The 13355-nt window shown below is 37.7% G+C and carries 14 protein-coding genes; 9 read left to right on the top strand and 5 right to left on the bottom strand.

Features of this window, described 5'->3' with window-relative positions; genetic code table 11:
- The first annotated feature begins 357 nt into the window (after positions 1-357).
- On the top strand, positions 358-837 hold the full coding sequence (gene rlmH, locus H525_RS0103480) for a 23S rRNA (pseudouridine(1915)-N(3))-methyltransferase RlmH (RefSeq protein ID WP_027415045.1): 480 nt from the start codon (positions 358-360) through the stop codon (positions 835-837).
- Here rlmH and H525_RS22660 read toward each other — a convergent pair.
- Both H525_RS22660 and H525_RS26925 read right to left on the bottom strand, forming a co-directional pair.
- The gene (locus H525_RS22660) at positions 803-2425 is read right to left on the bottom strand and encodes a recombinase family protein (RefSeq protein WP_051330770.1); all 1623 of its coding nucleotides are present in this window, start codon (positions 2423-2425) and stop codon (positions 803-805) included. The two genes, rlmH and H525_RS22660, sit on opposite strands and share 35 nt — an antisense overlap.
- 76 nt (positions 2426-2501) lie before the next feature.
- On the bottom strand, positions 2502-2651 hold the full coding sequence (locus H525_RS26925; RefSeq protein WP_155837110.1) for a hypothetical protein: 150 nt from the start codon (positions 2649-2651) through the stop codon (positions 2502-2504).
- 129 nt (positions 2652-2780) lie between these two features.
- Between H525_RS26925 and H525_RS0103465 the strand changes: the two genes are divergently transcribed.
- The 3 genes from H525_RS0103465 (at position 2781) to H525_RS0103455 (ending at position 5168) form a co-directional block, all read left to right on the top strand.
- Positions 2781-3482: a helix-turn-helix domain-containing protein gene (locus H525_RS0103465; RefSeq protein ID WP_027415044.1), complete on the top strand. Its 702-nt coding sequence runs from the start codon at positions 2781-2783 to the stop codon at positions 3480-3482.
- Positions 3483-4237: 755 nt separating this feature from the next.
- Positions 4238-4792 (top strand): hypothetical protein, encoded by a 555-nt coding sequence (locus H525_RS0103460; RefSeq protein ID WP_155837108.1) that lies wholly within the window; start codon positions 4238-4240, stop codon positions 4790-4792.
- A 160-nt stretch (positions 4793-4952) separates the two neighbouring features.
- Positions 4953-5168, top strand: a complete 216-nt coding sequence (locus H525_RS0103455; RefSeq protein WP_027415042.1) for a hypothetical protein — start codon at positions 4953-4955, stop codon at positions 5166-5168.
- A 65-nt stretch (positions 5169-5233) separates the two neighbouring features.
- On the opposite strand, the gene H525_RS0103450 is transcribed toward H525_RS0103455, so the two are convergent.
- Positions 5234-5611 carry a hypothetical protein gene (locus H525_RS0103450; protein WP_027415041.1) on the bottom strand — a complete coding sequence of 126 codons (378 nt, stop codon included), beginning with the start codon at positions 5609-5611 and terminating at the stop codon, positions 5234-5236.
- A gap of 318 nt (positions 5612-5929) precedes the next feature.
- Between H525_RS0103450 and H525_RS26920 the strand changes: the two genes are divergently transcribed.
- The 5 genes from H525_RS26920 to H525_RS0103425 all read left to right on the top strand — a co-directional run bounded on the left by H525_RS26920 (position 5930) and on the right by H525_RS0103425 (position 10764).
- Positions 5930-6088 carry a hypothetical protein gene (locus H525_RS26920; protein ID WP_155837105.1) on the top strand — a complete coding sequence of 53 codons (159 nt, stop codon included), beginning with the start codon at positions 5930-5932 and terminating at the stop codon, positions 6086-6088.
- A 160-nt stretch (positions 6089-6248) separates the two neighbouring features.
- Positions 6249-6587: a hypothetical protein gene (locus H525_RS27765; RefSeq protein ID WP_162142465.1), complete on the top strand. Its 339-nt coding sequence runs from the start codon at positions 6249-6251 to the stop codon at positions 6585-6587.
- The gene (locus H525_RS0103435; RefSeq protein WP_155837101.1) at positions 6581-7243 is read left to right on the top strand and encodes a hypothetical protein; all 663 of its coding nucleotides are present in this window, start codon (positions 6581-6583) and stop codon (positions 7241-7243) included. Before H525_RS27765 ends, H525_RS0103435 begins: the two co-directional genes overlap by 7 nt.
- Before the next feature lie 14 nt (positions 7244-7257).
- A complete protein-coding gene (locus tag H525_RS0103430; RefSeq protein WP_027415039.1) occupies positions 7258-8193 on the top strand; it encodes a hypothetical protein in 936 nt (311 codons plus the stop codon).
- A 90-nt stretch (positions 8194-8283) separates the two neighbouring features.
- Positions 8284-10764, top strand: coding sequence for an AAA family ATPase (locus H525_RS0103425; protein ID WP_027415038.1), 2481 nt, complete (start codon positions 8284-8286; stop codon positions 10762-10764).
- A 426-nt stretch (positions 10765-11190) separates the two neighbouring features.
- Here the strand turns inward: H525_RS0103425 and H525_RS0103420 are convergent, their stop codons facing one another.
- Both H525_RS0103420 and H525_RS0103415 read right to left on the bottom strand, forming a co-directional pair.
- On the bottom strand, positions 11191-11991 hold the full coding sequence (locus tag H525_RS0103420; RefSeq protein WP_027415037.1) for an ExeA family protein: 801 nt from the start codon (positions 11989-11991) through the stop codon (positions 11191-11193).
- Positions 11984-13339, bottom strand: a complete 1356-nt coding sequence (locus tag H525_RS0103415; protein ID WP_027415036.1) for a DDE-type integrase/transposase/recombinase — start codon at positions 13337-13339, stop codon at positions 11984-11986. The genes H525_RS0103420 and H525_RS0103415 overlap by 8 nt, the downstream gene beginning before the upstream one ends.
- Between the last annotated feature and the right edge of the window lie 16 nt (positions 13340-13355).

Raw genomic sequence — 13355 nt, 5'->3', positions numbered from 1 at the left:
AAAGGCTTGTGTGGAATTCCATCCTCGTTTAAGAAGGAGGGAATCGGATTCCATACAGGCCTTTTTATTTGCAGGATATGGTATGATAGCAGAGAAAAAAGAGACAAGATAAAGGTGAGGAAACAGGTACAAACATTCTTATTGTGGATAAAATTGTGGATAATTGTTTATAAAAGAAGGTTGTCAACATGTTAACATATATTTTTGTGCGTTAAGATCCTAATTTATCAGCATTTTTACGCATGTATACAATTCTATGTATTCACAGAGAGTTTATGCACAATTTGTGGATAACTGTGTGAAAACGGGGGATAAGTAGACAAAAAAGTAAGAAAAATTCAAGGAGATTATGAAGTTATGCACATTTCAATTGTGGCTGTCGGTAAACTGAAGGAAAAGTATTTGAAGATGGGGATTGAGGAGTATTCCAAGCGATTGTCGGCTTATGCCAAGGTCGATATGATCGAGGTAACAGACGAGAAGGCACCAGAAAACTTAAGCCTGGCAGATATGGAAAGGGTGAAGGAGAAAGAAGGCGTGCGCATTTTGTCTGCTTTAAAGCCTGATCAGCATGTCGTCGCCCTGGCGATTCAAGCTGACATGTGGTCCTCCGAGAAGCTGGCCAGGCAGCTCGACCAGTGGGCCACTTATGGAAAAAGTTCTATCGCTTTCGTCATCGGCGGTTCTCTCGGTCTCTCGGAAGCTGTGATGAAGCGGGCCAATGAATACCTGTCGTTTTCAAGAATGACGTTTCCGCATCAGTTGGTACGGTTAATTTTGCTTGAACAGGTGTATCGGGGGTTTAAGATAAACCGGGGAGAACCGTATCACAAGTAGCCTCAAACACTTTTTGTTTTGAAAGAGCCTCAACTTCTTGAGGCTCAAAGAATAATGTGATTTTGTCTATTGTGCGTTCGCTTGTGGTATCACCTTTATTAACAGTAATTTTATCTATCAAAGAATGTAGCAATTGTTTTTTCTGTTTAGTATCAGCGTTTGCGAACAGTTGCATGAAGTTTTGAAGAACATCATTTATGAAGTCTGAATCCAATAGACTTTGGGATTCGATGTTGTGGATTTCGCTCTCCATTCTAAATATTTTTTCCTTCGCTTCCTTTTCTTGCGATTCCAAAAACTCCATTCTTTGTGTTAAAATATTTATACTGATTTTGTTCTCAAGTTCTAACAATAGATTTTGTTCTTTCTTGGCTTGAATATTTTCAAGCTCTTTTTTTATCTTTTGTAATTCTTTTAGCATGGGTTTCGTATCAATTTCAGTGTTTTTCTTCAATTTTTTCACAATAGAATTTACAATTTCGGGGTTATGCACCAATTTTTCAATTTCTTTAAGAATATACTCTTCGGCATAGTCCGCATGAACAAGATTCGTTCTGCAAGTTGTTAATCCTTTGTTTGTGTAATTACCACACGCATAGTAACGGTGGTATTCTCCAGGTTTATTGCGTTTTTTCACTCTATGAGCAACCATAGAGGCTCCGCACGTAGGGCATTTTAAAAGACCAGTTAATAGGAAATGCCCATCGTATACCTTCTCTGGCTTTCTCCCCCTAATATTCCTTACCTGTTTAGTTTTTCCCCAAGTTTCTTCTGTGATTATCGGAATATGTGTACCTTTAACGAATATGAAATCTTCTGTTTTTCCTGCTCTTCGTTTTTTATTCCAAAATTCATATCTTCCCCATCGTACATAGCCAGCATAAATGGGATTGTCGATAATTTGTTTTATAGAATTTATAGACCAATCTCTTGCTTTAATCGTTGCGAAACCTTGATAGTTTAGATACATAGCAATTTTCTTATAACCCCAACCTTCTTCTGTAAATAGTCGAAAAACTTCCCTCACAATTCTTGCTTCTTCTTCAACGATTTCCAGTTCTTTATTGCTATTAGTCTTGTAACCAAGCACTCTACCACCGTTCCATTTTCCTTGTCTTGCCCTCTGTTTCATACCTAAACGACATTGGTTTACGATATTTTCTCGTTCCATCTCAGCCATTATCCCAGACATCATAATAAAACTTTTTCCAGCGGATGTAGATGTGTCAATTAATTCAGAAATTGTTTTCAAATATACATTATGTACCTCGAAATAATCGAGGGTATTCACCAAGTCTTTCATGTTGCGGGAGAGCCGACTTAATTTCCACACAAGTACATAATTTACTTCTGTACCATAGACTTCTTTTGCATTTGCAATTACCTTTAATAATTTTTGGAAATCTTTACGCTCTTTTATACTTGTTCCTGTGATTCCAGCATCACAGAAGATGCCGAGCAAGTTTAGATTGTTTTGCTCACAGTATCTTCTAATTTCTGCTCCTTGTGCTTCTAAAGAAAAGCCTTCCTCCGCTTGTTCGTGTGTACTTACACGGATATACCCTACGACATTAATCACTTTTTTCACAATAAATCTCCTCTCTTGTTTACTATTGTCAACACCATTATTTAACCTCTCTTAATCGGAAACTTTTGATAATAAACTAAGCCGTTTTTCCAACGGACTGACTGTAGCTTAAAATCATAGAGGTCAAAATGTTTAAAAATTCTTTTGCCTTTAGACTTTTTTCGTCTACCTTTAAAATCTCACTATTTTCAATCTCTTCAAATAAAACATCGTTTTGTGTTCCCATATAATCATAATCCTCTCATTCATCGTTGTAAATATTCTACAAATATATTAAAATATATGTTGAATATAGTCAACACTTTATTTTATGTTGACCATAATGATAAAATGAAAGCGAAAATGAGGTGATATATTGGAGGAAACATTTGCTCAATTAGTCCAAACGAAGAGAAATCTACTCGGAATGAGTATGCGTGAATTAGCCAGAAGGACATCTGTAGATGTAGCCTATATCAGTAAGATAGAAAAAGGACAGGCATTAAACCCGAATTTTAGTGTAGTCATACGAATTGCCAAAGAACTTGGAATCAATATGGATACGCTACAAAAGGTTTTCCAGCTTGATGAAGACATAAATAGCATAATTCATACCTCTATACAAAAAAGCGTTCCAGAAGTGGAAAAAGAAGCAATACAAGGGATTGTGGAAGGGCTTGTTCAAGTAACGGATAATCCAAAGTTTGATATTGAAGGCGTAGGAGCGTTGTTGCAAAAGGTCTACAGCCTTCATCAGCAAAAGTATAAAATAGATGATACGTATTACGTAATTACATTAGAAGATAAGGACTGGGTTCATGTTTTAGAAACTCCTGTTGTAGATAGTCAACTTTTATCCTTATATCATCAAGCTATGGAGACGAGTGAGGAAAACAGCTTCGTCATCAAAGGGGAAATTCTTCAATATCCTGATTATTTTAACGAAAGTCGAGTTATTACTCTTCACGGTCTATTAGACAAGTGCAATTCAATCGAAGAAGATGATGATATGTATATCTATTTTTCTAATCTAAAGGACTATTCTGAACGATTATTAAACAAAATAAAACGCCTATAAAGGCGTTCTTATATACTAAATAGGAAATAAATTCTAAAGGAATAAGAGTATATACACAAAAATTCATACTTATTCTTAACACAAAACACTTTTTGAGAAAAATAGATTCGGAATCGCTCGTATCTTTTCTGTATAAAATACGAAACAAGTAAGAACTCTTTCATACCTTCTCATATCGAGGAGGTTTTTTTGTGTGCTTTTTAAACTACGAAGAATCACTCATTAAAACCATATAATACGCAAAAAAACGATATGGGTTCAGTTATAGAATCAACAACATTTTAGTGGATTGGGGTAACAGGTCAATGTATGTCCTGTCAGTACGAGGATTTATGGACAATAGGTATTTCAGAAGCGGACTTAGGGGCAACAGGGCAATTAATGTCCTGTCAGAACGGAGATTTAGGGACAGCAAGCAAGGTTCGCCTATATAACCGTCCTGTCAGTACGAGGATTTATGGACAATAGGTATTTCAGAAGCGGACTTGGGGGCAACAGGGCAATTAATGTCCTGTCAGAACGAAGATTCGTTGACAGTAATTCTAAAGACATTTGAAAACGGGAATCTGGAATGATGAATCAGATAGTATTCAGGACGTTACGAAACTCATTTTATCCAGATTGTGGTTTATCTTAATTAGGAATTCTGCAATTTGTGGATTTTCTCAAATCATAACTTTGTAGAATTGGGTAATGTCAGAGTCAGAGAATATCTTTTCTTCTGAAATCTATAATTATAGAAATATGAAGGAGGTATGATGATTTTGAATATAACGATGGAAAATATAGATGTTGATATAGATGGAATAAGCCTACCAAAAGTAATTAAACGAAGCCTTGAAAAACGTGGAAAAAAGGGAATCAATCATAGATATGTCGAAAGCATAAAGGAAATTCAAATCTTATGTTCAAATTGTAAAAAATGGAACCCAGTATATCGGCTGGAAAACGGTGAATGGGTAGACGTTAATAAAACTTATTGGACAAGTAAGACAAAGGATACAAAGGAAAATTATTTTGGAGCCTATTGTAACGAATGTCGCAGGATTATCAAACATATAAATGATAATGTGAATCTTTCAGCAAATACAAATGTAAAACAAGAAGACACAAATTCTACAAAGCCATTGGAAACTTACGTAGCGTGGAGTGAAAAAGCAGGAGGTGTACCACAAAATATATCTTTGACAAAAGAAAACGATATTTACTTGAAACTCTACGGGGTTTTGAACAACATGAAAAAGAATCAACTCATAAACCAGATAATCGCTAAGTATAGAGAAGAAAATCCTGTAAGACCGATTAACTGACAAATGGAAAATTAGGAGAAAGTAGTATACTAAGTTAAATGAATCTTCTTGAATAAAGCTTTGGCTCTGCGATAAAAAAAAGCCCCAAAATTTATCGCTTATGGTCAAAGTTTTTTTGCGTTCGCCTAAAGGTTAACTATGGAGAAAGGAATGATACTGTATGAATTTAAAGAAAACAAAATCGAGAGAGAGCAATCAGTCCGATGTTGATATTTACGGTTCTGTATTTCACAGTATTCTATATAAAATAGATACTTTAATTAAAATGATAAAAATGAAAAGGAAAGATGCCAAAGAAAAAAAAGAGGTTAAAAGAATGCTCACGAAGCTTGGACAACAAAGCAAAATTAAAACGAAAAGGGTACGCCACTTATAATTAAAGTGAATAATATAATGTAGTAAAATATGGGTGATTACACATGAAGAGGTGGGTAGAAATCCTCACCTTCTTCTTTTTTGTTGATACAACAAGTAGGCGTTCAAATCCTTTTCCATCTCTTTTATTTCAAAGGGAGATGCCCGTTTGCTTACCATATCGGGAGTTATCTCCAAGATTGAAATAAATTCATTCTTTAACTCGCTCTTTTCACTGAACAATGCAGATATGATTTGGTTGAACAAATCATCTAATCCCAGCTCAAGCCGTTGCTTATAGTACAGGTCAAAGATTTCCTTGCTTTGCATCACATACATAGCAAGAAACCGTCTTTTACGATGGCTGTTTGAAATCCCTTCTACAATCTGTTCCATCGAACCATCTCTGAATAGATGCTCACGGAGCTCCTGAATATAGGCTTTATAAATAGATAAATTTAGCATGTCTACCACCTTTCATTAATTTATGTACGGCATGATTCTGCTCCAACTTATTTAATAACCTGTTTGTCTTCTTGTTTTTTATTTTATTGCTCTGTAAGCTTCATCAGCTTGTTCTATGGAAATTTGTATTTCATAAGTAAATTTTGAACTAACACCATTAAACCTCATTGAGTATTTCTACATTCTGACATTATCATACGACTTGGTAAAGTGATTAGTCAGCTTATAAGACATGATTGCCATACAACAAGTTATAGTCAGTTAATTGATTTTGTTATATGATTAATTTGAAAATTTATCCATACTGGAGGTGAATTCATGGGGATGATGAAAGATTTAAAAGAGGTAAATACTCTCGCATCGGAAGTTGTAAAAGAGGTTCTTGCTACCGATGATAAAGAAGTTATTTATAACTTAATTGTTAAATTGGCAAATGATGCCTATATTAAAGGCACACAAGTTGATGGCGAAAGATAAATACAACTGAAAAGACCCCTTGCTTTATAGCAGGGGGTCTTTTTCTTTGTGGTTTGTTTCAGAACTTGTTTTCTCTCAGTTATATCTTGTCTCGAAAAATCTATGATATAGCACTTGAGTCAAAAACTATTTCCATAGTTTTCCGTACGGTTGGTTGAAGTTGCTTCACATCAATATCGGGAGCGTACAGGCGGGAACGCAGACCTCACTTCATCACCCTTCACCAACTTGCTGTCGCAACTTGGTTTGGGACGCTCGAAAAATCGACTTTGCCGACCGCAACGAGTTGCTTTTTTCCAGCTTGATTCCGTTCGGTCTGCTTCCCTTTGGGAAGCTGTTGTTGTTCCTCATCATGTATAAATTGGCCGTAAGCCAATTTTTACATGAATCGTTTCAACAAAGCACCTCCTGCAGTTTTAGCTGTAAGTCTTTTTCAGCGGATCCGACTTCAGTCGGATTTGCTGAAAAGACCATCGTAGGTTGGTTGTGGGGGTGCTAAAAGACAAAAACCTAAAAACCAAAATCAAAGGAGGTGTGACACTCATGGGTAGGGGTAGAAAATCTAATTACATTAACAAGCTCACCAATAAGGACCAAAATTTCTTGAAGGCTCTTCGGAACGTTGGCTATCTCAATCAAAACCACATCAAGGAACATATCGGATTAACAGATAAGCGAGTCGTCAATTACGAACGGGACGGTCTTATCGAACGCTGTGCCTATCTCAATCGAGAAACTAAAGAAATGGAACACATCTGGAGACTGACGGACAAAGGAAGGGACTTGACTTCTACTCAGATGAACTTAGATAACTTCTACAAGTCTTCTTCCGCACGACATGACCTGGGATTAGCAGATAAGTATTTTTCTTTATCTCAATCAGATAGAGACCATTGGCTCACCGAAGCTGACCTTCGAGATAGGCTCTATGAACAGATTGAGAACCTTCAAGAACAAAGGGAAATCGCCAGAGCCGAAGAGCTACGAGAAATGCTACAAGAACGAATGATAAGCCCCCCCGATGGGGGCTGTATGAGGGGAGAACACATGGTTACTTTTGAAATTATCACCAGTTCGTATGGACCAGCAGAGCTGGCCGCAAAAGATGAATACGTCCAAGAAATGGGCGTTCAATATGAAACTATCAAAATATGAAAGGAGCCACTAATATGACAACCAGAGATAAGAAAGCACACCTTTGTAGGACGCACAGAACGCTGTTGAAGCTTGTTTTTCATATGGGGAAAGGTGTTATGTATAAACAGCATATTTTGCGTTATATGAGCCTATTTGAAGGCTCACATGAGATAGATACTTCCAAGGCTTTAGGGGAACTGAAAGATAATGAAATTCTTGATTATCATAGCTTCTTCGGGGCAAAAGTCATCAAACTCAATAAGTATGCGGTCTATTTTTTATTACAGAAAGAACGTGAGGACGTATCTTCGATATCACTCACGGCAGGAAAGGTGAAAAAATCGGCATTCTTAAATCAAATCATTCTACAAAATGCAGATAGGCTAAAAAAGAAATCCCCATCTTTACAGCAATTGATTCCGAGATATCTCAACGATACAACTTACTTTACTAAAGACAAGGAATCCTTTGTTTACTTACAAAGGCAGTACGAACAAGGATGGTGTTCATCCTATGCGGAACATGAAATTCAACGGCTGATTCTTGCAAAGCAACAAGGGCATCAGTTCGAGAACACAAGTGCAGATAAGATTCAAAATGATTACAACCTAAACAGTATTCAAGCCAGTAATATCTATTTGGGACTCAAGCGAAAATTAAAAACTGGGGAGACGTTTCTTTTGGTCGATGTTTTAGATATTAACGGTCTTATTACAGCAAAGAAGTTCGCTGAAAAAGTAAATTTAACAACAGACCATTTGAAGCTATTATTTGACCAAGATAAATTGAACTTTGAGTTTAGGCTTTATGTACAGAGCCCAGAACGACAGGAATTTCTATTAAAGCACGCACGCCAAATTTCAGTTTCTATTCAGGACCACTGCAAAGAGGAAATTAGATGGATTGTGAAAAACTTAGATTTAGAAGCTACACTATTCAGGAATCAGAAGATTCTATTGAATGTGTAAAAGTGCAAACAGCGAATTTTTATTTGTTTTGACAGGAAAAATGTGGAACATTGTCGAATGTATAATTATGATAATTTAGGGGGGGTCTCAATGACAACGGCAATGTATTTCCTGTCTGAGTGGGCAGGTAAAGAAGCATGGAAAGTACACGTTGTTAATGAAGTGAGAACGAGAAGTGAAATTGATTCAAGTAAACTTCTTGATGAAGTCCTTGGTTTAATGCAAAGTGAACAGACGCTTGATTTACTTGCTGATATAGATAGTGAGCGTGCAGATGAAGGGGTATTGGTGATAAATAATATTAAGGCTCCGAACAACATCAGTGCGTTATCAAGGGATGTTCATTTCGCATTGGGAGGAAAACTTAATGTTTTTTATGGCGAAAATGGTTCAGGAAAATCATCATATGTACGTATGTTTCGTAAACTGGCTAATAACTATTACACTTCGGAAAAGCATCTGAAAATTATCCCAAACGTTTATGAAGACAAAGCTTCGGTGAAGTCACCGATGCAAACAATTGAAGTTACATATACAGTGATGCATGAGAAAGTAAACGAGGTAGTGGATATTAACCTACCACACCCCATGTTAAGCAAAATGAATGTCTTTGACAGTGATTCTGTTTTGCCTCTGATTAATAGCGACCTTTCATTCACTGTACTTCCTAACGGATTTGAACTATTTCAAAAGGTGTCACATCAGTTGGATGTCCTCCGTGATGAACTTTCTCAAGTTATAGAACGTGATAAATTGAAACAGGACACCTTATTTGTTGATTCTTCTTATGATTTTATTCGGGCGGAACTCAATACAATTATGAGAGAAATAGGCAACTTTAAAGATGTCAAACCATTTCTTGATAGTAACCATCCCCGTAGTGAATCATATGAAGATGCTATTACAGAAATTGACGTTCAAATCAAAGAACTCGAATCTTCCAACCCCAAGGACAAAATCACTATATTGTCGACACAGAGGACAAAACTTGTGTCTATCAAAGAGTCCATTCAAAAATTGGCGGTTACTTTAAGCACAGAAAATATTAAAAAAATCAATAAACTCATAAAAGACTATGAACTCAAGGTTCAAGAAGAACGTGAGTTTAATGAATTGTTTCAAAAAAGTGTATCTTTTCTTGACGTAGTAAACAACGAGTGGTTGCTTTTCATCAAAGCAGGTAAGAAGTATTACGATTCCGTTAATAGGGCTCAAATCAAGGAAGGTGAACCCTGTATATTTTGTAGTAATCCTCTTACCTCAACAAGCGTGAATTTGGTTGAGAGCCATTTTAAGCATGTCAATAATAGGCATAAGGAGGTTCACGATTCCCTCGAAAAGCAATTATTTTCACATGATTTAACAAAGATAGTAATTTCATGGGCAGACGAAGACTCAGCTTTGTTTGAAAGTGAAAAGTTTCTGGAACGAATAAAATCGGCAATTCAATTGGTGAACCGTAACAAAGAATTATTCAGTATGTTCCTTAACGCCAAACAGGTTATGGATAATTCAGTGATATTAGATGTCTCAGATGTGATTGAAGAAATTACTCAGGAGATATCAGCCTTAAGCGACCGAATTGATAATCTGACGAAAAACAAAGCTGAAATAAATGAATTGATTGCTTCCCGTAAGAGTCTCAAGGATACGTTACAAAAAAATGAAAAATTGCATTTATCATTGGATTATTTAGCAGAATGGTTTCAGATTCGGGAATCTGTTGAAAATCACAATAAAGCGAAGAGGAAATTTTCTACAAATACATTAACCCAAAAACAAGCAGATGCCTTCAAAAAATTAGTCCAAGGCGAGTATCTTGAAACGTTTGAACGGTTCGCACAAGAACTTCAGGTATCAAACGTAAATCTAAAAATGTCTCCACAAAAAGGACAAACTCTCCGAAAGAAGTTTGTTGCCTCTGAGGAATACAAAGTATCCGAAATTATGAGTGAAGGTGAACAAAAAGCAGTCGCCATGGTGGAGTTCGCTACTGATTTAACAATGAGAAACAATTTTCATACTGTGCTCTTTGATGACCCTGTGACTTCATTAGATTATAAACGGTCAGAATTAATTGCAAACTTGATTTATCAATTATCATTAAGTAGGCAGGTTGTTGTTTTTACACACAACATTATGTTTTATTACTATCTGTACAACGCATGTGCAAACGAGAAAAACAATGAGAACAAATTTTTTAAAGTGGATGAATTTGACAAACTAAACAAAGGAATTGTGTCAGAAACCTTTAGTGGTAGGTTGGAAACATTGAAGGAGATAACGAATAAACTAAAAGCTCAAGAGCAAACGATTAATTCAAGAACATGTATTGGAGATGTTTTAGAGGAAGCGTTGAAGAAAGCTTATGCCGACATCCGTACTTGGTGTGAATTAATGGTTGAAGAGGGCTTCTTTAACTCCGTTGTACGTAGGTATGAACCTAACATCAGGTTCACCAAGGTTAAGGATATTAAAGGTGATTTCGTAGAGGAATTACTTTCAGTCAACGAATTGTTTGAAAAGTCATGTCGTTGGATGGCTGGTCACAGTCAACCTACTGAAACTTAACATGTTCGAGCCACTAAAGAGGCATTTAATGATGATATGAAATACATACATCGACTTTATCACCAATATAAGTAAATCAGGTTATCAAAATTAAACATATAAATCATATTTGTTGAAAAATAAAAAAATTCTGATGAATAATGCGGAATACTTGCAAAAAATGAAGGACATAATGAATGACTTCAGAACGGGTTCATCTGGTATAAGTTACCCTTCAAATATCAAGAAGAATTTCAATGCTCAAGCATTCTATGGTGTTGTTGTAGAAGTGCTGAGTGCTATGAATAATTTAACTCACAAAGATGAACTATTGGGTGAATTGGCACTACTGTTAATGACATACTATATTGTCCATAACTTGACGGCATTTGTTGTCCGAGCTTTGACGGAAATCTTGTCCAAATCTTATTTGAAAGAAAGGGAGAATCATGACAATTCTCCCTCAACCACCCGTTTGACCATATGGTCATCTATGATGCGATGCCCGTTCTGTGCTCCATAAAGTAAACAGTGCGTGCACAGCTTGTTAATCAGCCTTGCGGCTCCTCCAGAAAAACGATGTATTTCATCGATCGCTCCATCAGAGAATATTTGCTGACTAACTCCGGCATATTGAAGATGCTTTGTTACATACTCGCCTACCTGCGCACGATCAAAGTGGCCCAGCCTGCATTGGATATCGATCCTCTGCCGAATTGCGGTAAAAGACTGTAAACGAAGGCGATCCCACAATTCGCTCTGTCCCACTAAAATGAGAGCCATCGGGCTTTGGGCATCCATTTTGAAATTAAGCAGGAACCTCACTTCTTCAAGCATCTCACGATCCAACAGGTGGGCTTCATCCACCACTACGATAGGCTGGATACCGTGGATTCCTCTCATTAATTCAATTTCCCGATGCAGCTGCCGTTTGGCATCTCCTCTGTAAAATTTCGCTTCTGAACCCAACTGTTCCAACATTCCTTTATAAAAATGGCGTGGAGTCAGTTTCGAATCGGACAAATAAAGCACCTTAAATTTTCCACCGTCCAGGCGATCCACAAATCGACGAATCGTGGTTGTTTTGCCTGTACCACAATCACCTGTTAATACCGCAAACAGTTGACGTTCAGCAGCGTATTTAAGCCTTCCAAGAATTTCACGCACAGGAGGGGAATCATACAGCTTTTCTGGTGGTATATCCCGTGAAAAAGGAGTGGCTTCCATTCCGTAAAACGTCTCAAACATTGTCTCCTTCCTCCTTCCATATTGCACGGAAGGCAACCGCAGGTACTTGTTCTTTCCTACGTTCCTGGTGCTTCTGCTCTGCTGCGTGTAACAGCCTGGATCTGTCAGCTTGCTGTGCCTGAAGATGCGAAGGCATAGCTGGCCGTTGGCCAGCTCTTTCACCAATGACTAATTTACGGGCTTTCCATGGAGAATGCCCTTCATACTCGATGGTAAGTTCTTCTAGATCCGCAGGATCGTACACCACATCCACTTTACAGCCGATAAAAGATAACCCAACCTCGTATTTTTGATCCATGAAACTGATACATCCTGATTTATCTACTTTCCTGGTCTCGCAATGTAGAAAGGCGTTAGCTAACGTATCAGGGTCAACAAAACGAAGGGCTTTTCGGTCACTCCGGAAGGCAGATTCAGGGCTTGTTTTTTTTCCAAGGGCAGAGTGTGGCTTTGTCTGATAACACTCGCTTAGCCATACTTGAAACAGTTCGTTCAATCGCTCCAGTGTATTCGGTTTTTCTAGTGCCACTTCACTCAGAAAGGAATCCACCAAACGGTTAAAACGCTCTACCTTACCTTTTGATTCAGGGGAGTAGGGTCTTGCATAAAGAAGACGGGTCTCAAGCTTGGAACACGTTCGTGCCATCCACTTTGTCCGGTATTGCTTCCCGTTATCAAAATAAACGGATTCAGGTACGCCATATTTTTGGATAGCCTGGCGGAAAGCATCTTCCACAATTCTTTGGTCAAGAGTCGGGTAAAAGGCGCCATGAAGCACATACCGGGTGGCATCATCCAAAATCGCTACTAGATATACTTGCTTTTTTGTCCCATTGGGACCAATCGGCAGATAGGGACCATATTTAATATCTGAATGCCACAGCTGATTTCGATGTTTTCTCTGAAAGCGTCTGGCTGCCACTCCTGAATCGGCGTACAACCTCATCTGACGTGAACTATATCCCCGTTCTGCTAATTTCTCCTGAAGGGTGGATCGTTTTATCTGCCCAGGTTCTGCTAATCCCTCCCATTCTAGAATCTGAATGATCTGGGACACGCTTCGGTTTGGGGCTTCCCTCCGCAGAAGAATGGCTTGTTCCAATAAATGAGCCGGAATTGCTTCTCTCTGTTTTTGAATCTTTTTACCTTTGGGTTTCAACCCGGAAAAACCTTTGGTTCTGTGCTGTGCAAGGTAGCGTCGGATGGTTCTTTCAGATAAACCACTTGCTTTACATATCTGTTCTTTGAGTTGTTTAGCTTTTCCAGCATCCAGCCCCTCTTCCAAAAGAGGAGCAATCATTTGGAAACGTTGTGCTGCTACTTCTTCTGCTTTCTTCTGATCTCTCATGAGCATCCCTCCTAAT

Origin of the sequence: Aneurinibacillus terranovensis DSM 18919 (assembly GCF_000430625.1) — a bacterium.
GTDB classification, from domain to species: Bacteria; Bacillota; Bacilli; order Aneurinibacillales; family Aneurinibacillaceae; genus Aneurinibacillus_B; species Aneurinibacillus_B terranovensis.
Note: the sequence above shows the minus strand (reverse complement) of the source record. Positions and strands in the feature narration are given on the sequence as shown.

Coding starts and splice junctions, on each gene's coding strand:
- H525_RS0103415 (WP_027415036.1), bottom strand. CDS start 13,339: ATGAGAGATCAGAAGAAAGCAGAAGAAGTAGCAGCACAACGTTTCCAA.
- H525_RS0103460 (WP_155837108.1), top strand. CDS start 4,238: ATGATGATTTTGAATATAACGATGGAAAATATAGATGTTGATATAGAT.
- H525_RS0103430 (WP_027415039.1), top strand. CDS start 7,258: ATGACAACCAGAGATAAGAAAGCACACCTTTGTAGGACGCACAGAACG.
- H525_RS0103450 (WP_027415041.1), bottom strand. CDS start 5,611: ATGCTAAATTTATCTATTTATAAAGCCTATATTCAGGAGCTCCGTGAG.
- rlmH (WP_027415045.1), top strand. CDS start 358: ATGCACATTTCAATTGTGGCTGTCGGTAAACTGAAGGAAAAGTATTTG.
- H525_RS0103425 (WP_027415038.1), top strand. CDS start 8,284: ATGACAACGGCAATGTATTTCCTGTCTGAGTGGGCAGGTAAAGAAGCA.
- H525_RS26920 (WP_155837105.1), top strand. CDS start 5,930: ATGGGGATGATGAAAGATTTAAAAGAGGTAAATACTCTCGCATCGGAA.
- H525_RS0103420 (WP_027415037.1), bottom strand. CDS start 11,991: ATGTTTGAGACGTTTTACGGAATGGAAGCCACTCCTTTTTCACGGGAT.
- H525_RS26925 (WP_155837110.1), bottom strand. CDS start 2,651: ATGGGAACACAAAACGATGTTTTATTTGAAGAGATTGAAAATAGTGAG.
- H525_RS0103455 (WP_027415042.1), top strand. CDS start 4,953: ATGAATTTAAAGAAAACAAAATCGAGAGAGAGCAATCAGTCCGATGTT.